18 protein-coding genes, 1 pseudogene and 1 riboswitch are annotated in these 18211 nt (G+C 64.7%); of the genes and pseudogenes, 14 read left to right on the forward strand and 5 right to left on the reverse strand.

Going from position 1 to position 18211, the window contains the following annotated elements; genetic code table 11:
* Positions 1-31 precede the first annotated feature (31 nt).
* The 12 genes and pseudogenes from ACVWZT_RS23895 (at position 32) to ACVWZT_RS23950 (ending at position 12894) form a co-directional block, all read left to right on the forward strand.
* Positions 32-376, forward strand: coding sequence for a carboxymuconolactone decarboxylase family protein (locus tag ACVWZT_RS23895; protein ID WP_457471784.1), 345 nt, complete (start codon positions 32-34; stop codon positions 374-376).
* A 78-nt stretch (positions 377-454) separates the two neighbouring features.
* Positions 455-1024, forward strand: a complete 570-nt coding sequence (locus tag ACVWZT_RS23900) for an N-acetyltransferase family protein (protein WP_457471786.1) — start codon at positions 455-457, stop codon at positions 1022-1024.
* 123 nt (positions 1025-1147) lie between these two features.
* A complete protein-coding gene (locus ACVWZT_RS23905; RefSeq protein ID WP_457471788.1) occupies positions 1148-2314 on the forward strand; it encodes a DUF1624 domain-containing protein in 1167 nt (388 codons plus the stop codon).
* Between the two features lie 27 nt (positions 2315-2341).
* Positions 2342-2538, forward strand: a riboswitch (cobalamin riboswitch).
* Positions 2539-2649: 111 nt separating this feature from the next.
* Positions 2650-3660 carry an ABC transporter substrate-binding protein gene (locus ACVWZT_RS23910; protein WP_457471789.1) on the forward strand — a complete coding sequence of 337 codons (1011 nt, stop codon included), beginning with the start codon at positions 2650-2652 and terminating at the stop codon, positions 3658-3660.
* On the forward strand, positions 3660-4676 hold the full coding sequence (locus ACVWZT_RS23915; protein ID WP_457471791.1) for a FecCD family ABC transporter permease: 1017 nt from the start codon (positions 3660-3662) through the stop codon (positions 4674-4676). Before ACVWZT_RS23910 ends, ACVWZT_RS23915 begins: the two co-directional genes overlap by 1 nt.
* On the forward strand, positions 4673-5461 hold the full coding sequence (locus ACVWZT_RS23920; protein ID WP_457471793.1) for an ABC transporter ATP-binding protein: 789 nt from the start codon (positions 4673-4675) through the stop codon (positions 5459-5461). Before ACVWZT_RS23915 ends, ACVWZT_RS23920 begins: the two co-directional genes overlap by 4 nt.
* 16 nt (positions 5462-5477) lie before the next feature.
* Positions 5478-6818: an OprD family porin gene (locus ACVWZT_RS23925; RefSeq protein ID WP_457471795.1), complete on the forward strand. Its 1341-nt coding sequence runs from the start codon at positions 5478-5480 to the stop codon at positions 6816-6818.
* A 318-nt stretch (positions 6819-7136) separates the two neighbouring features.
* Positions 7137-7616, forward strand: a complete 480-nt coding sequence (locus ACVWZT_RS23930; protein WP_296230253.1) for a hypothetical protein — start codon at positions 7137-7139, stop codon at positions 7614-7616.
* A 79-nt stretch (positions 7617-7695) separates the two neighbouring features.
* Complete coding sequence (locus ACVWZT_RS23935; RefSeq protein WP_457471797.1) at positions 7696-9267, forward strand: sensor domain-containing diguanylate cyclase; 1572 nt, start codon at positions 7696-7698, stop codon at positions 9265-9267.
* A gap of 90 nt (positions 9268-9357) precedes the next feature.
* A pseudogene (locus ACVWZT_RS23940) lies at positions 9358-9768 on the forward strand (DUF2946 family protein).
* A gap of 67 nt (positions 9769-9835) precedes the next feature.
* Entirely contained in the window at positions 9836-11986 is a 2151-nt protein-coding gene (locus tag ACVWZT_RS23945) for a TonB-dependent receptor (RefSeq protein WP_457471798.1), read from the forward strand.
* A 149-nt stretch (positions 11987-12135) separates the two neighbouring features.
* A complete protein-coding gene (locus ACVWZT_RS23950) occupies positions 12136-12894 on the forward strand; it encodes a hypothetical protein (RefSeq protein WP_457471799.1) in 759 nt (252 codons plus the stop codon).
* A 7-nt stretch (positions 12895-12901) separates the two neighbouring features.
* Here ACVWZT_RS23950 and ACVWZT_RS23955 read toward each other — a convergent pair whose 3' ends face one another.
* Genes ACVWZT_RS23955 through ACVWZT_RS23975 form a run of 5 tightly spaced genes read right to left on the reverse strand, consistent with a single transcriptional unit; the run spans position 12902 to position 15997 of the window.
* Entirely contained in the window at positions 12902-13636 is a 735-nt protein-coding gene (locus tag ACVWZT_RS23955) for an amino acid ABC transporter ATP-binding protein (protein WP_296230257.1), read from the reverse strand.
* The gene (locus ACVWZT_RS23960; protein WP_457472141.1) at positions 13623-14273 is read right to left on the reverse strand and encodes an amino acid ABC transporter permease; all 651 of its coding nucleotides are present in this window, start codon (positions 14271-14273) and stop codon (positions 13623-13625) included. Before ACVWZT_RS23960 ends, ACVWZT_RS23955 begins: the two co-directional genes overlap by 14 nt.
* Entirely contained in the window at positions 14270-14935 is a 666-nt protein-coding gene (locus ACVWZT_RS23965; protein ID WP_457471800.1) for an amino acid ABC transporter permease, read from the reverse strand. Before ACVWZT_RS23965 ends, ACVWZT_RS23960 begins: the two co-directional genes overlap by 4 nt.
* Positions 14936-14957: 22 nt before the next feature.
* Positions 14958-15743, reverse strand: a complete 786-nt coding sequence (locus ACVWZT_RS23970) for a transporter substrate-binding domain-containing protein (protein ID WP_457471802.1) — start codon at positions 15741-15743, stop codon at positions 14958-14960.
* Positions 15740-15997, reverse strand: coding sequence for a hypothetical protein (locus tag ACVWZT_RS23975; RefSeq protein ID WP_296230261.1), 258 nt, complete (start codon positions 15995-15997; stop codon positions 15740-15742). Before ACVWZT_RS23975 ends, ACVWZT_RS23970 begins: the two co-directional genes overlap by 4 nt.
* A gap of 24 nt (positions 15998-16021) precedes the next feature.
* Between ACVWZT_RS23975 and ACVWZT_RS23980 the strand changes: the two genes are divergently transcribed.
* Both ACVWZT_RS23980 and ACVWZT_RS23985 read left to right on the forward strand, forming a co-directional pair.
* Entirely contained in the window at positions 16022-16705 is a 684-nt protein-coding gene (locus ACVWZT_RS23980; RefSeq protein ID WP_296230262.1) for a FadR/GntR family transcriptional regulator, read from the forward strand.
* A gap of 154 nt (positions 16706-16859) precedes the next feature.
* Positions 16860-18197, forward strand: coding sequence for an MFS transporter (locus tag ACVWZT_RS23985; protein ID WP_457471804.1), 1338 nt, complete (start codon positions 16860-16862; stop codon positions 18195-18197).
* The last annotated feature ends 14 nt before the right edge of the window (positions 18198-18211 follow it).

Consider the following 18211-nt stretch of genomic DNA (forward strand, 5'->3'; position numbering starts at 1 on the left):
CTCCATTCGCAACCTTACCAAGGTGAAGACAATGAGCATGATGGACTGGGACGCCTACCGTAAGCAGTTGATGGCCGGCATCGGCGATCTCAAGCAACTCTCCCCCGACACCGTTGCCGGCTACATGACCGCCAGCGGCGCGGGTGCCAAGACCAGCCACCTGGACGCCAAGACCCGCGAGCTGATCTCCCTCGCCGTGGCCGTGACCACCCGCTGCGATGGCTGTATTGCCGTGCACTCGCAGCAAGCTGTCAAGCACGGGGCCAGCCGCGAGGAAATCGCCGAGGCTCTCGGCGTGGCCGTAGCGATGAACGCCGGTGCCGCGCTGGTGTACTCGGCGCGCGCCCTGGACGCGGTGGGCAAGGCCACCTACTGAGCGCAACCGGCGCCGTCGCCCTTGCGCGACGGCGCCGCGCCCACCAGACTGGGCGGCCCAGCCCATTCAGGTAGCCGCATGATCCACATCCGCCCCATGACAACCAAAGACTTCGACCACTTCTGGCCCACCTTCCAGGCTGTAGTCCAGGCCCAGGAAACCTATGCATTCGACCCGGCGTTGAGCTTCGACCAGGCGCGCCAGCTGTGGCTGGAAATACCGTTGCGCACGCTGGTCGCCGAGGCTGGTGGCGAATTGCTTGGCTCCTATTACCTCAAGCCCAACGCCGCCGGGCCTGGGGCGCACGTGGGCAATTGCGGCTATATGGTCTGCGAGCGCGCCCGTGGCCGGGGTGTGGCGCGGTTGATGTGTGAACATTCGCAGAAACTGGCACGCCAGGAAGGCTTTCTGGCGTTGCAGTTCAACTCGGTGGTTGCCACCAACGAAGTGGCGGTGGCGCTGTGGCACAAGCTCGGCTTCGAAACCGTTGGCCGTTTGCCCAAGGCCTATCGCCATGCCAGCCTCGGGCTGGTGGACTGCCTGGTGATGTACAAGTGGCTCGCGGATGAACCGGTAGTGGAAAAACCGCCGCTGCTGATCGGGCGCAAGAATATCGAGGCGCGGGTTTCGCGGCGACGCGGGCGCTAAGCGCTTCTTGCCGAACCGGCCTGCCCGCGAACAGGCCGGCACGGGCAAAAACCTCTACCAACCTGGGAGCAATTAGTTATAAGATAACGTTTCATTTGACATCCATTCCTACAGCGACCCGCCATGACAAGCGCCAGTGCCACCCCCACCCTGCTCACCCAGCGCCTGCAGAGCATCGATGCCCTGCGCGGCCTGGTGATCCTGTTCATGCTCCTCGACCACGTGCGCGAGACCTTTTTCCTGCATCGTCAGGTCAGCGATCCGATGGCCATCGACACCACCGAGCCCGCGCTGTTCTTCAGCCGCACCCTGGCCCACCTGTGCGCACCGGTGTTCGTCCTGCTGACTGGCTTGTCGGCCTGGCTGTATGGCGAAAAGCACCAGGGCCGCGGCGATGTCTCGGCATTCCTGTTCAAGCGCGGTCTGTTCCTGGTGGTGCTGGAATTCACCCTGGTCAACTTCGCCTGGACTTTCCAGCTGCCGCCAAGCGTCATCTACCTGCAGGTGATCTGGGCCATCGGCATCAGCATGATCGCCCTGTCGCTGCTGGTGTGGCTGCCACGTGGCGCGCTGATCGGCCTGGGCGCAACCCTCGTCGCGGGGCATAACCTGCTCGACACTGTGCACTTCGATGTCGGATCTGCCCTGCATGTCCCCTGGGCGATCCTGCATGATCGGGGCTGGTTGGAAGTCTCCGACAACCTGCGCCTGCGCACCTCCTACCCGGTACTGCCGTGGATCGGCGTGATCGCCCTGGGCTATGGCCTGGGCCCCTGGTTCGCCCGCAGCAGCGATCTTGCTCAGCGCCAGCAACGCTTGCTGCGGTCCGGCCTGGCCGCGTTGCTTGGCTTTGTCGTGCTGCGCCTGTTCAACGGCTACGGCGAGGCACCGTGGAGCCTTTACCCTACGCTTACGCAAACCCTCATGAGCTTCTTCAACATCACCAAGTACCCGCCCTCGCTACTGTTCCTGGCACTCACCCTGGGTTGCGGCCTGCTGTTGCTGCGCGCTTTCGAACGCGCCGGCCAGGCGCGCTGGATCAATGGCCTGGCGGTATTCGGCGCGGCGCCGATGTTCTTCTACCTGCTGCACCTGTATGTGCTGAAGCTGCTGTACCTGGCCAGCGTGGCGCTGTACGGCCGCAACCAGGGTGACTACTTCGGTTTCGATGGCATCACTGCCGTATGGCTGGGGGCGGTGCTGCTGGCGGTTTCACTGTACCTGCCAGTGCGCTGGTTCGCCCGGCTCAAGGCGCGGCGGCGTGACATCGGCTGGCTGAAGTACTTGTGAAAAGCGTTTCACCTGGCGGCACGATGGTCTACCATGCCGGCCGCCGGTTTCCATCACGGAATCAATAGGGAATCCCAGGCCCAAGCAACGGGCCAAACGGAACTGCCCCCGCAACTGTAGGTGCCGAGCCTGCTCCACCAATGCCACTGGGTCGTTGACCCGGGAAGGCCGGAGCCAGGCCATGACGCATCAGTCAGGAGACCTGCCGGCCTACATTCACCAACCGGCGGGGTGTCCGGGATTGGCCATCAGTGTTGCCCCTGCAGTCAGCAGGGGCCCGGCGATGCCTGTCCGTGCGTTCCTCACCCGAACTGTCCGATAGGAGATCGCCCAGCATGCTGCCCCGTTTCGCCACCCTGCTTGCCAGCCTCGGCCTCACTGGCCTGGCCCAGGCCGCAGCCACCCACTATCCGCTGACGATTGATAACTGCGGCAAGCCGCAGACCTTCGTCCAGGCACCGGAACGCGTCGTCACCATTGGCCAGGCCAGTACCGAAATGCTCTACGCACTGGGGCTGGGCGACCGGCTGACAGGCACCTCGCTGTGGTTCAACAACGTACTGCCCGAGTACCAGGCACAGAACGCCAAGGTGCCGCGCCTGGCCGACAACGAGCCCAGCTTCGAGGCGGTGGTCGGCAAGCGCCCGCAACTGGTGACGGTGCAGTTCGAATGGATGGTCGGGGCCCAGGGCGCGGTAGCCACCCGCGAACAGTTCGACGAATTGAACATCCCCACCTACCTGTTGCCATCGGACTGCGAAGGCAAGGACAACCTGGTCGGTGCCGATGGCACCCGCCTGCAGGCATTCCAGGTCGACAGCATCTACAAGAGCGTCAACCAGCTGGCCGAGATCTTCGATGTCCAGGCGCGCGGCAGTGCCCTCAACGCCGAGCTGAAAGGCCGCCTGGATAGTGCCAGGGCACAGCTGGCCGGCAAGGACCTGTCCACCACCTCGGCGCTGTTCTGGTTCTCCAGCGCCGACCTGGGCATCGCACCCTACGTAGCGGGCCGTCAGGGTGTTGCCGATTTCATGCTGCGCACCCTCGGCGTGCGCAACGTGGTGACGTCCACCGAAGAATGGCCGACCGTAGGCTGGGAAACCCTGGCCAAGGCCAACCCCACCTGGCTGATCATCGCCCGCATGGACCGTCGCCGCTACCCCGCCGACGACTATCAGAAGAAGCTGGCATTCCTGCACAGCGACCCGGTAACCCGCAACATGGAAGCGGTGCGGCAGAACCGCATCATCATCCTCGATGCCGACGCCATGCAGGCTGGCATCCGCCTGTTCAGCGGCCTGCAGACCTTGTCCGCCGCCTTCGCCAGCGGCAACGCAGGCCAGTGATGATGCGTCTGTCATTCTCCGTGGCGATGGCCCTGGCGGCGCTGCTGTTGGCCGTGCTGGCCGGTACCGCCATCGGCGAGAGCAACCTGGCAACCACTGTGGTCGCCCAGGTCCTGGCCAACCAGCTGTGGCAGGCCGGCTACCCGGTCGACCCGATCGATGCCGGGATCGTCTGGAGTTACCGCCTGACCCGTACCCTGGTTGCCGCGGCCTGCGGCGCCGGCCTGGCCACCTGCGGCGTGGTGCTCCAGGCGCTGTTGCGCAACCCGTTGGCCGAGCCCTACCTGCTGGGGTTGTCCGCCGGCGCCTCGACCGGTGCGGTGCTGGTCGGCTTGCTGGGCTTCGGTAGCCTGGCGTTGAGCATGTCCGCCGGCGCCTTCCTCGGCGCCCTGGCGGCGTTCGCCCTGGTGCTGGTGCTGGCGCGCATGGCCGGCAGCGGCAGCGGCAACGCCCAGGTCATCCTTGCCGGCATCGCCGGCTCGCAACTGTTCAATGCCCTCACCGCGCTGCTCATTACCATGTCGGCCACGGCCGAGCAGGCGCGCGGCATCCTGTTCTGGCTGCTGGGCAACCTCAGCGGCGTGCGCTGGCCTTCGGTGTGGCTGGCCATGCCAGTGGCATTGTTCGGGCTGCTGGTGTGTCTGTGGCACCGCCGCACACTGGATGCGTTTACCTTCGGTGCCGACTCGGCAGCATCGCTGGGCATACCGGTACGGCGTACCCAGTTGCTGCTGATCAGTTGCGCAGCCCTGGTCACCGCCGTCATGGTATCGATCGTCGGTGCCATCGGTTTCGTCGGGCTGGTGATTCCCCATGCGCTGCGCTTGCTGCTCGGTCCACGGCACAGCCGACTGCTGCCCGCCAGCGCGCTGGGTGGCGCACTGTTCCTGATCGCCGCCGACATCCTGTCGCGCACCCTGATTCCTGGCCAGGTGATCCCCGTGGGTGTGGTTACCGCACTGATCGGCGCACCGGTGTTCGCATTGATCCTGGTCAGCCGTCGGGGGCGCCCATGACCGCCATGACCACTGTGGACTTTTCGCCCCTGAGTTGCCAGGGCCTGGGCCTGCAGCTTGGCGGCAATGCTGTGTTACACGAGATAGACCTGCACGTCGTCGCGGGCGAAACGCTGGGCATCATCGGCCCCAACGGCTCCGGCAAATCCTCATTGCTGAAGGTGCTTGCCGGGCTGCGCAAGCCAGGCAGCGGCAGCGTGCAGTTACTGGGCGAACCGCTGGCGCAGTTGCCCCGCCGGCGTATTGCGCAGGCCCTGGCGCTGGTCGAACAGCAGGCCGACACCCTTGATGCCATCAGCGTATTCGACGCCGTTGCCCTCGGCCGCACCCCCTGGCTGTCGGCACTGGCGCCGTTCTCGCGGGAAGACCAGGCCATCGTCGAGCAGGCCTTGGCCGACCTCGACGCGCTGCACCTGCGCACGCGCCTGTGGGGCTCACTGTCCGGTGGCGAACGCCAGCGCGTGCACATCGCCCGCGCCCTGGCGCAGCGGCCGCAGGTATTGCTGCTTGACGAGCCGACCAATCACCTGGATATCCAGCACCAGCTGAGCCTGCTGCACCAGGTGCAAGCCCTGGCGGTCACTACCTTGGTGGCGCTGCATGACCTCAACCAGGCGCTTACCTGCGACCGCCTGGCGGTGCTCGACAAGGGCCGCCTGGTTGCCCTTGGCAAACCACTCGAAGTACTGACGCCCGAGCGCCTGCTGAGCACCTTCGGCGTGCATGCCCATTACCTCACCGACCCCTTCGACGGCGCGCGCATCCTGCGTTTCCGCGCCCCTTGAACAGGAAGTTCTACGCATGATGCGCCCTGTTGCCCTGCTGCTCGCCAGCACCCTGCTGGCCCCGTTCGCGCTTGCCGATTCGGCACAATCGCAAAGCAACGGTTTTTTCGCAGATGGCCGTTGGAACCTGCTCAACCGCAGCGTATTCGACCAGCGCGACTACCGGCACGGTGGCCGCAACAGCGCAGCGCGCAATGCCTACAAGCCGCGCAATGAACGTAACGGCAAGGCTGAGGAATGGGCCTATGGCCTGATGGCGACCTTGCAGTCCGGTTTCACCCAGGGGCTGATCGGCGTCGGGGTCGATGCCCATGCCTACCTGGGCGTGCAGCTCGACAGCGGTGGCGGGCGGGCGGGCAAGGCGCGCCTGCTCGCGGTCACTAACGACGGGCACCCCAAGAGCAATTACAGCCGTGCCGGTACGGCACTGAAGCTGCGCTTGTCCGATACCGTGCTGTCCTACGGTGAGCAGAGGGTCAAGACCCCGGTGTTCAGTGCCTCCGACAGCCGCCTGTTACCCGAGACCATGACCGGCCTGTTGCTCACCAGCAATGAACTCGACCACCTCAAGCTGGTAGCCGGGCACTTCACCGAGGACACCGACCGCAATGCGTCCAGCCATCATCAAGGCTTCGTGGTGAACTATTCCAACGGCCGCCAGGGCAACAGCTTCGACCTGGCTGGCGTGGTGTGGGACCCCGGCGCCGCTTTGCGCGGCAGCCTCTACACCTCACGCTACCAGGACAGCTGGAACCAGCATTATCTCGGCGCTACCTTCAGCCACGCCCTGGACGAACACCGCAGCATCAGCCTGGACCTCAACCTGTATCGCACCACCGACACCGGCAAGGCGCTGTCCGGCCGCATCGACAACACAACCTGGAGCCTGGTCTCGCGCTACGACCAGGGGCCGCACGGTTTCAGCCTGGGCTGGCAGCAGGTACACGGCAATACGCCGTTCGACTACGTGACCCGTGGGGCGATCTACCTGGCCAACGCGGTACAGATGTCGGACTTCAACGCGCCGAACGAGAAATCGTGGCAGGCACGCTATGACCTGAACATGGGTGCCTACGGCGTGCCGGGTCTGAACCTGACCGCGTTGTACGTGCGCGGGTTCGATATCGACGGCACCCATGTCGACCCGGCGGGCGGTTACGCCTACCTGGGGTATGGCAAGGGTGGCAAACATTGGGAGCGCGACCTGGAAGCGCGCTATGTGGTACAGAGTGGCAAGGCCAAGGGCACCGCGTTTTCGTTGCGGCATAACCTCCATCGAGGAAATACCGCCCAGGCGGAGCTGGACGGGGACCAGATCCGCCTGGCCGTGGAATGGCCATTGTCGGGTGCGTTCTGATCGGCCCCGTCAGCTGAACCGGGGCTGCCATGCACCCAACTGGCAGCAGGCTGCAAGCGCCACTGCGCCCGCTCCTGCGCCGCCATGGCCTGCACCATCTCGGCAAATGTGCGCTCATGTTCCGCACTGACATTGGCGAACGCCCGGTAATCGGGGCTCACAGGTCCTTGCGGTGTTCGAATTCGTCCAGCAGTTTGACGAGGCATGTTCTGACCCGCCAACGCCGCCATCCGCGCACGTGAAGGCAGATGACAGGGTCGTCGTGGCCCGGCCGACATCGGTATAATCCCCGCTCTCACTGCCCGACCAGGCCACACCATGCCGCGTCTTCTCCCGTTGTTGTTACCCCTGCTGCTGACTGCCGCCCTCACCGCCTGCGACCAGAAGCCCTCGCGTGAACAGCAGATCCTGGCCCAGCTGCCCCTGCAGGACGCCTACGCGCACAACATCGCACGCATGGCAGCACTGCTCGGCCGCAGGCACCCGCAGCTGTCGCAGGCGACCATCGAGGATGTGCTACGCAAGCACCTGACCGTCGAAGACCAGCGCCAGGACCTGTTCCGACTTTACAGCGAGAAGAACTTCAGCGACGCCGAGTTCGCCACCATCGTCGAGGCCACCCAGGATCCGGCCAAAGCCCGCGCCCTGGAAGACACCGAAGCAGGCAAGCGCCTGGGCGAGAAGCTCACTGCCCTGATGCGCGAGACGGCCCGCGACGTGAAAGTCCAGGCCTTGGCCGAGCAGCGCATGCAACAGGTGGAAGACGAACTGGAAGCGCTGGAGAAGACAGGCTCGTGAATACGGTTTCCCATCGCGCTCATAACGCGTAAGGTTATTCCTGTTTCGTAGCTGCTTATTCCATTATTCGAGGTCAGGATTGCCAAACAGCAAGCACGGATTGCGCCTGGATCTACGCACCCTCATCCTGGTGCTCTGCGCCCTGACCGCCTTGGTCATGCTGTGCGCCAGCTATTTCGCCAGCTATCGGGTGCAGCGCCAGCTATTGATCGATCACGCCCTGGAAGCCAACCGGGTGTATGCGACGAAGCTGGCCAGCATCACCGAGACCTTCATCAGCAATGCCCAGCAACAGTTGTCGTTCAGCGCCGGCGTGCAGGGGCGGCAGCTGGCTGATGCCCTGGCGCTGCAAGTCGAAACAGAACGCGTGCTGAGCCAGAGCATGGCCTTCAACTCCACCTTCGTGCTCGATGCCGACGGGGTGCTGCTGGCCATTTCCCCGGCGTCACTGCGGCACCTGGTTGGCAGCCGCATGCACTCACCCGGTGTCCAGGAAGCGCTGAATGCGCGCAGCCCACTGGTGTCGACGCCCTACATATCGGCGGCCAACAACCTGGTAGTGGCCTTGTCGCACCCGGTTTTCGACAGCAAAGGTGGCTACCGGGGCTACGTTGGCGGCAGCTTGTACCTGCGTGAGCGCAACATCCTCAACAGCCTGCTGGGCGAACATTTCTACAAGGACGGCTCGTACCTGTACGTGGTCGACCGCAACCGTCGCCTGCTCTATCACCCCGACGGCAGACGGGTGGGCAAAGTGGTTGAAGGCAATGCCTTGATCGACCAGCTGGCGACCCTGGGCAATGGCACCCGCCAGCTGACCAACAGCAACGGAGTGGCCATGGTTGCCGGTTTCGCTACCGTGCCCAGCGCCGGCTGGGGCGTGGTGGCCCAGCAGCCGCTGGCGCAGACCGTCGCGCCGCTGAACCGGCTGATTCTGAACGTAGTGGGCACCTCGGTACCCTTGGCGCTGGTCGGCAGCCTGTTGCTGTGGTGGCTGGCCATGATCATTGCCCGGCCACTGTGGCAACTGGCCGCCGGCGCCCGCTCGATGGACCGCGCCGGCACTGCCGAGCGCCTGCATCGGGTGTCGGCCTGGTACTTCGAGGCTGCCCAGCTCAAACGTGCGCTGCTGTTCGGCCTCAACTTGTTGCATGAGCGCATCGGCCGGCTCAACCGCGACGCGCAGACCGACCCGCTGACCGGCCTGGGCAACCGTCGCAGCCTGGAGTTCAGCTTGTCGTTGCTGGAAGCCGAAGGTCGGCCGTTCGCCGCCATTGTGCTGGATATCGACCATTTCAAGCGGGTCAATGACAACCACGGCCACGAAGTAGGCGACCAGGTGCTGCGCCGGCTGGCAGAGTTGATGCGCCGCTGCTGCCGCGAGGGTGACCTGCTGTGCCGTACCGGCGGCGAGGAGTTTCTCATGCTGCTGCCCGGGGCCAGCCTGGACGTGGCGGCGGTAGTGGCCGAGCGGCTGCGGGTGACGGTGCAGGATACGCCGGTCGAGCCGGTGGGGGCGGTGACGATTTCGCTGGGAGTGGCGCACTGGGAAGGCGAGGCTGGTGGAGAGCCGGGGTATGTGCTGAGCGCCGCAGACCGGGCACTTTACCAGGCCAAGCAAGAAGGACGGAACCGGGTTGTCATTGCCTGAGGCGTTGTATCGCGCTGGGCTGCAACGCAGCGAGCAGGAACCGCAGTGAAAGCCCTACCAGACCGTTCATCCGGGTGGTAGATTCGCGCCATGAAAACCACCCGCCACACTCGCCTGCTGACCGCCTGGGCGCTCTACGCCAGTGTCCTGTTCAGCCTGGCGTTGTGCGGCCTGCACCATGGACAGATGGGTGGCCTGCGTCTGGCCGGCCTGGAAGGCAGTTTCTGTTCGCTCAGCAGCGAGCACGGCATGGCCATCGACCTCGAGGGCAGCGGCAGCGACCAGCACATGGCCCAGCTCGACTGCCCGGTATGCTCCTCGTTCGGCCTGGCCGTACCGCTCAGCAGTGGCGGCTGATCATTTACCCCGACGCAAGCCGTGGCCACTTCGCCTATCGTGATACGCAGTTGGGCGCAACCGCCGCCCCGCTATCAACGCCCAACCCTCACCCCTCGTGCTCCGCCCGTCGTCAACCCCGCAGCCGTTATTCATTTCGCCTGACCTCAGCCAGCGCGCCTGCCTGCGTGCCCGCAGTCAGCCATGACCTTTGCGTGGAAGAACGACCAACATGCTTCGCGATACTTCCCTGGTGCTCCTCTTGGGCACCTGCAGCCTCGCCTGGGCGGACACTGCCCCGGTAGAACTCAGCGTCATCACCATCGACGGTGAACCAGACGCCGCCAGTGGCGTGCAACTGGACGAGCCGGTCCGCACCGGCTCCCGCCTCGGCCTCACAGCACGGGAAACGCCCGCCTCGGTCAGCGTCTCGGACCGCCGTGTGATCGAAGAACGCGGAGCCCGGGACAGCCAGGAGGTGATCAACGCCATGACCGGCGTGAACGCCTCGGCCAACCCCGGTTTTGGCGGTTTCGTCGCCTACCGTGGCTTTACCCAGAACCAGGTCACCCAGTTGTACAACGGCATCAACCTCGGCTACAGCAGCGCAACCCGGCCGACAGATGCCTGGGTGCTCGATCGCGTCGAGCTGATCGGTGGGCCATCATCGTTCCTGCATGGCGCAGGTGCGGTAGGTGGCTCGATCAATTACATCAGCAAGCTGGCCAGCCGCGACCTGCAGACCTTCGACGGGCGGATCCGCTACGGCAGCTTCGACGACAGCGAAGTCGCCTTCGGCATCAACCAGGCATTGGCCAGCGACCCCGCCCAAGCCCGCCATTTCGCGCGCCTGGACTTCAGCCGCGGGCACGCCAACGGCTACGTCGACCGCAATGAACGGCAAACCGACAGCCTGGCGTTCTCGCTGCTCAGCGACCTCACGCCCAACCTCACCCACACCCTGGCCCTGGAATACCAGGAAGACCGCGAAGACAGCCCCTACTGGGGCTCGCCGATCCTGCCCGGGCGACGCACGATGACGATCGACAACAGCCGCCGCTTCGAAAACTACAACGTCGGCGACGGTCGTTATGAACAGCGGGTACGCTGGCTGCGCTCGATCCTCGACTACGAGGTCAGCGACAACACCAGTGTGCAGAACACCCTCTACCATTACAGCGCCCAGCGCGACTATCGCAACCTCGAGCGCTACAGCTACACCGACGATGGCCAGGTCCGGCGCAGCAGCCCTTACCTGCAGCGCCACGACCACAAGCTGCTGGGCAACCGCATCGAGCTGCGTCACGACAACCAGCTGTTCGGCCTGGCCAGCCAGTGGTCGCTGGGGCTGGAATACTCGCGCATGCGTCAGACGCTCTTTCCCACATCAAGCAGCTGGAGCGACGTGGTCGATGCCGAGCACTTCGCTCCCGGCAGTTTCGATGACATCCCCGGGGTGAACGCGGGCCTGGCCAAGCAGCGCCGTCACGAGGTAAGCAACCGCGCCGCGTTTGCCGAAAACCGCCTGCAACTCACCAAGCGCCTGGCCCTGCTGACGGCGCTGCGCTACGACTATCTGGACATGGAAGTGACCAACTACGGCGCGGTGACGCCAACCTCGCCGGCCTATTTCGAACGGCGCTGGGAACCGCTGTCTGGGCGTATTGGCCTGACCTACGCAATGACTCCCTCCGCCAGCGTCTATGCCCAGTACAGCACTTCCGCCGACTTGCCGGCCGGTTCGCTGGCGGCAGCTACCTACTCCAACGTCGGGCTGTTCGACCTGTCCAAGGGTCAACAGTGGGAAGTGGGCAGCAAGTTCGACTTCCTCGATGGGCGTGGTGCGGCCACGCTGGCGCTGTACCAGATCGTGCGCAAGGACTTTGCCGTGCGTGACGCCAACGATGCCAACCTTACGGTCCAGGCCGGTCAGCAGACCTCCCGTGGCATCGAGTTGTCCGGGCGCCTGCAGGTGACAGCGAAATTGCTGGCCGAGGCCAACTACGCCTACGTCGATGCCCGGTACGATGAATTCAACGAGGCAGTCAACGGCGTGTCGGTGTCGCGCAAGGGCAATGCACCGGTGAACGTGCCGGCCAGTGTCGCCAACCTGTGGCTGACCTACAGCCTTTCACCGGCATGGTCGGTGGGTGCAGACGGGCGTTACGTGGGCTCGGTGTACGCCGACAATGCCAACAACCTGAAAGCCCCGGCCTACATCCTGTTCGGCGCATTCGCCCGTTACCGGCTGGATGCATCCACCAACCTGACCGGGCGGGTGCGCAACCTGACTGACGAGGTCTACGCCAAGCAGGCTTACAACAACCAGTACTACATGGGGCCACCGCGTACCTTCGAACTGGCGCTGGACGTGCGCTTCTGATGCGAGGCGGTGTCGGCCTTGGCGCCGACACCGCCAAACGAGACATTCCTTGCATACAAGCCACACTCACCCCCTTTGCGTTCTGACTGATAATGTTGCCCTGCCTCACACGGCAAGAAGCCCGCCCATACTTCATCAAGGACGTTACTGTGTTCAGAACGCTGTCTGCGGCATTTATCGCCGCCACACTCATTGCTTTGCCAGGTTGCCAGCACCCGCGCTCTTCCGAGGCGGAAAAACAGGCACGCCAGACATTCATCAGCGACATGCAGCAAGCATTGAAGCTGGGTATCGCAACAGCTGACACAGGCCCGCAAATCGGTGTGGTCATGCTGAACATCAAGCTCGATTCATACTCCGCGCCCGTCAGCTGCAAGGCCAGCAGGGCCCCGCTGCGGTATGAAACCCAGCTGCCTGCCGAACTGACCCGCACCGACTTCAAGTCACTGGCCAGCGTGGTGGAGGCGCAATGCTGGAAGACCATCTATCCCGTAGTGCCCCAGCCGCTGCGCGAGGACGACGGTACAGCGGAAATACGCGCGCCGCTGTTCGTGGTACTGCCGGCGTCAGCTCAAGCACCTGGCACTGCACGACGCCGGAGCAACGCGCAGCGTGACTTCTTCTGGCAGCAGCTGTTCAGCGACCAGCCGGTAGACGGCATTGGCCGGGCCTCGGTGTATTACGAGGCAAATGCCCAGGGCAAGGTGCAAGGCTGCCTGGTGCAGATCTACCCTCACCCGCTACGGCCGGAGGATTTCCGCCTCGATGGCAAACTGCAGGCTCGGCTCAACAGCCGTTGCATGACGCTGGACCTGACCAAGCTGCCGGGTTTCAAGGCCGAGTCGGATGGCTTGGCCAAGGGCTACAGCGAGATGGAGTTTGCCCCGTGGAAAGTCGGCGTGCGATGAAACGCAGCTAGGCCGAGGCCACCGCACCGATGAAGTTGGCCAGTTCCGCTGTCTGCGGCGCGGCGAACACCTCGCGGGGGTTACCCATTTCATGCACCTTGCCCTGGTGCATGAACACCAGCTTGTCGCCGACCTCACGGGCGAAGCGCATCTCATGGGTGACCATGATCAGGGTCATGCCCTCGCTGGCCAGCTGGCGCACCACGCCGAGCACTTCGTTGACCAGCTCGGGGTCGAGTGCCGAGGTGATCTCGTCGCACAACAGCACTCTCGGCGACATCGCCAGGGCGCGGGCGATCGCCACCCGCTGTTGCTGGCCACCGGAGAGCCGGTCGGGGTAGGCATCGAACTTCTCCGCCAGGCCCACTCGCGCCAGCATCTGCTCGGCCAGGCGGCGCGCTTCGGCGCGGCTGGCCTTCTTCACCACCTGCGGCGCCAACATCACGTTCTCGCCCACGCTCAAATGCGGGAACAGGTTGAACTGCTGGAACACCATGCCCACCTTCTGGCGCAAGGCGCGCAGGTCGGCGCGGCTGGCGTCGAGGTATTCACCGTCCACCTCGATCACCCCGTCGCTGATCGACTCCAGGCCATTGAGGGTGCGTAGCAAGGTGCTCTTGCCCGAGCCGCTGCGGCCGATGATGGCCACCACCTCACCCTCTTCGATGCTGAGGTCGACACCCTTGAGCACGTGGTTGTCGCCGTAATACTTGTGCAACGCAGACACTCTAAGCAGGGGCATGCAGCCTCCTTTCCAGGTAACGGGCGCTCAGCGAGAGCGGATAGCAGAGAACGAAGTAGCCCAGCGCGACCAGGCCGTAGACCATGAAGGGTTCGAAAGTGGCATTGGCCAGCATGCCGCCGGTCTTGGTCAGCTCGGTGAAACCGATGATCGAAGTGACCGCCGTACCCTTGACCACCTGCACCGAGAAACCCACCGTCGGCGCCACGGCGATACGCAACGCCTGTGGCAGGATGACATGGCGCAGCTGCTCCAGCCGGCTCAGCGCCAGGCTGCCGGAGGCTTCCCACTGGCCACGCGGGATCGCTTCGACGCAACCGCGCCAGATTTCGGCGAGAAAGGCGCTGGTGAACAGCGTCAGGGCAATGGCCGCAGCCATCCATGCCGACACATCGAGGCCGAACAGGGCAATACCGAAAAACACCATGAACAGCTGCATCAACAGCGGCGTGCCCTGGAACAGCTCGATATAGCCGCGCGCCAGGCCGCGCCACAGCCGCTGCCCGGACAGCCGTGCGACCAGCACCAGCAAGCCGGCAGCACCACCGCAGAGGAACGCCACCAGCGATAGCAGCACGGTCCATTGCAGGCCGATCAGCAGGTTGCGCAGAATGTCCCAGAAGGTGAAATCCATCAGCGTCTCACCATCAGCAGGCGCTGCCCCAGCCACGCCAGCAACTGGCGCAGGAGGATGGCCATGAGCAGGTACAGCGCGGTAGTCAGCAGGTAGGTCTCGAACGCGCGGAAGTTGCGCGACTGGATGAAGTTGGCGGCGAATGACAGCTCTTCGGTGGCGATCTGCGAACACACCGCCGAACCCAGCATGACGATCACGATCTGGCTCGACAGTGCCGGCCAGACCTTGGCCAGCGCGGGTTGCAGCACCACGTGGCGGAACGTTTCGAAGCGGCTCATGGCCAATGCCGCGGCTGCTTCCAGCTGGCCCTTGGGAATGGCCTGGATGCCTGCTCGGATGATCTCGGTGGAATAGGCCCCCAGGTTGATCACCATGGCCAGCACCGCCGCCTGCCACTCGGTCAGGCGCAGGCCCAGCGCCGGCAGGCCGAAGAAGATGAAGAACAGCTGGACAATGAACGGCGTATTGCGGATCAGCTCCACGTACAGGCCGAACAGCGCATCGAAAGGCCGCACGCGCCAGGCACGTACACCGGCACCCAGCACGCCGATGGCCACGCCTAGCAGCGTGCCGACTGCAGTCAGCTGCAAGGTGAAGCCGGCGCCCTTGAGCAACAGGTCGACCTGGGCCAGCACGGGGGCGAAGTCGAATTCATAGGCCATGTCGGCAGGCTCCGAACAACACTCAGAAGTCCGCCGGCAGCGGCTGCTTCAGCCATTTCTCGGCATTGCGGTTCAGGCTGCCGTCCGCCTTGGCGGCGTCCAGCGTGGCGTTGACCTTTTCCAGCAGCGCCGGCTCGTTCTTGGCCAGCCCCACGTAGACTGGCGAGTCCTTGAGCTTGACCTTGACCACCGGCACCTTGGCCGGGTTCTTCTCGGCAATGGCGGCCATTACCACGCTGCCACTGGCGATCAGTTCGACCTGGCCGGAAAGATAGGCGGCGATGGTCGAGTTGTTGTCTTCGAAGCGCTTGATCACCGCCCCCTTGGGCGCCACGGCGCTGAGTTCCATGTCCTCGATCGAGCCACGGGTAACGCTGATGGTCTTGCCGGCGACCGCATCGATACCGGCGATGTCAACTTCTGCCGGGCCGAACAGCGCCAGGTAGAACGGCGCATAGGGGCGCGAGAAGTCGATCACTGCGGCACGCTCGGGGTTCTTGCCCAGGCTCGAGATCACCAGGTCGACCTTGCCGGTGGTGAGGAACGGAATGCGGTTGGTGCTGTTCACTGGCGTCAGGGCCAGCTTCACCCCCAGCTTGTCGGCCAGCAGTTGCGCGGTATCAATGTCCAGGCCGCGCGGCTTGAGATCGGGGCCGACCGAACCGAATGGCGGAAAGTCCTGCGGCACCGCCACCTTGAGCACGCCACGGGCGCTGATGTCGGCCAGCGTATCGGCCTGGGCGGTAGGCAGTGCCAGGGCGCCGCTGCAGAACAGGCTGGCCAGGAACAGGGTGCGGAATGTCTTCATCGAACGGCCTCGCAGAGATCAACGGAAAAATGGTGCTGGCCAGACAGTGCACAGGGCATGCCAGCAAGCGCCGCCACCTCGCGCGAACGGGGCAGAGGCCGGTATTGAACGGTCTTACTGGTCTGAACAGTCAGCCCGCGCCGCTTGCCGAGCAAACGGCTGCGCCCCGCTTTTGTGCAGCCTGCCAGAACCTTGCGCCAGCGCGGCGCAACGCTTGCCAGCGCGGGGCAATAGCCGTAAAAAGCCAAGGTCATCGCCCTCCGACCGGTCTGAACAGCATGCTCGACACCCTCCCCCGCGCCGTCCCCGAACAGGCCCTGCAAGGCATTCGCAAGTTGATCGATGAAGGCGCCTATCAGCCCGGCGAGGCCCTGCCCTCGCAACGCGACCTGGCCGAGCAGTTGGGGGTCAGCCGGGCGTCGTTGCGCGAGGCCCTGTCATCCCTCAGCGCCCTGGGCCTGGTCAGCGTGCAGCCGGGCAAGGGGGTGTTCGTGCAGGTGCCGCCGCCCGTGGCGTTCGCCTGGCCCTACGCCGAACAGGTATCGGCCAGCGACACCTTCCAGTTGCGCTATGCCCTGGAAGGGTTTGCCGCCGGCCAGGCGGCACTGGCGCTGACGGCGGACGACATCGACCGCCTTGAGGAGAATGTCGAGGCGATGCGCCGGGAACTGCTTGCCGGCCGCTTCGAAGCAGCCGCCCGGCTGGACTTCGCCTTCCATCAGTTGTTGCTGCAGGCCTGCGGCAACCAAGCCATGCTGCAGGTGATCACCGCCAGCCAGGACATATTCCTGGAAAGCCAGAAGCTGCCGTTCATTCGCCCGGAGCGGGCCATGGAAACCTGGCAGGAACACCGCAAGATCCTTCGCGCCCTGTGCCGTCGCTCCCAGGCCGCGGCGCAGAAGGCGATGCAGGAGCATATCCGCAATGCGGCTTCACGCACCGGGGTGGTGTTTTCGGTGTAGCGCCTGGCCGATGCGGTCGAAACAGGCATCTGGAGGTCGCCCTGAACGAAGCGAGCAACTGCCCGGCTCGGTCTACTGGCTCTGATAACAACGATGGCGCGCTGAAGTGCGCCACATTCATCCAGGCTGCCTATGGAAACCGGAGAGCTTCCGTATGTCTGCATCGCATGAGGTATCCCCCGCCACCCTGCGCCGGGTGATCGCCGCCTCGGCCATCGGCAATTTCGTCGAATGGTTCGACTTCGCCGTCTATGGTTTTCTGGCTACCCTGATCGCCAGCCAGTTCTTCGCCAGCGGTGACGCCAGCGTGGCCTTGCTGAAAACCTTCGCCGTGTTTGCCGTGGCCTTCGCCCTGCGCCCGCTGGGCGGTATCGTGTTCGGCGCGCTGGGTGACCGCCTGGGGCGCAAGCGCATCCTGTCACTGACCATCCTGCTGATGGCCGGCTCGACGACCCTTATCGGCCTGCTGCCGACCTATGCCAGCATCGGCTTGGCGGCCCCCGCGTTGCTGACCCTGGCGCGCTGCCTGCAAGGCTTTTCTGCTGGTGGCGAGTATGCCGGGGCGTGCGCCTACCTGATGGAACATGCGCCCAACGACAGGCGTGCCTTCTATGGCAGCTTCGTGCCGGTCTCGACCTTTTCCGCCTTTGCCTGCGCGGCGGTGATCGCCTATGGCCTGGAGGCCAGCCTGTCGGCCGAGGCCATGAATGCATGGGGCTGGCGCATCCCGTTCCTCATCGCCGCGCCGCTGGGGCTGGTTGGCCTGTACCTGCGCTGGCGCATGGAGGAAACCCCGGCGTTCCGCGAAGCCCTCGCCGAAGGCAAGGTGCATGAACATTCGCCGCTCAGGGACACCCTGCGCCACCATGGCCGGGCGATCCGCAACCTGGGCGCCTTCATCTCGCTCACTGCGCTGTCGTTCTACATGTTCACCACCTACTTCGCCACCTACCTGCAGCTGGTCGGCAACCTGACCCGCGCGCAGGCGCTGCTGGTGACCACGGTAGCCTTGCTGTTCGCCGCGATCGGCTGCCCGCTGGCCGGGGCGTTCTCGGACCGTGTCGGGCGGCGCAGGACCATCGGCTTCACCTGCCTGTGGGTGATGCTGTGCGTGTTCCCGGCCTACTGGCTGGCCAGTTCCGGTTCGATGCCTGGCGCGCTACTGGGGGTGATCCTGCTGGCGATCGGGGCGTTGTGCAGTGGTGTGGTGACCGCGGCGTTGCTGTCGGAAAGCTTCCCTACCCGTACTCGCTACACCGCTTCGGCGATTACCTACAATGTGGCTTACACGTTGTTTGGCGGTACCGCGCCACTGGTGGCGACCTGGCTGATCGGGCAGACCGGCAGCAACCTGGCTCCGGCGTTCTACCTGGTGGTGATCGCGCTGGTAGCGCTGCTGGGGGGCTTGGCGTTGCCGGAGACTTCACGGATTTCGTTGCATGATGAGGTGGAAGGCGACGGAGTGAGGACTGGGGCTCGTCGTACAGTCTGAGGATTCGGGGCCGC

The sequence above is a fragment of the Pseudomonas sp. TE21394 genome (genome assembly GCF_054057835.1).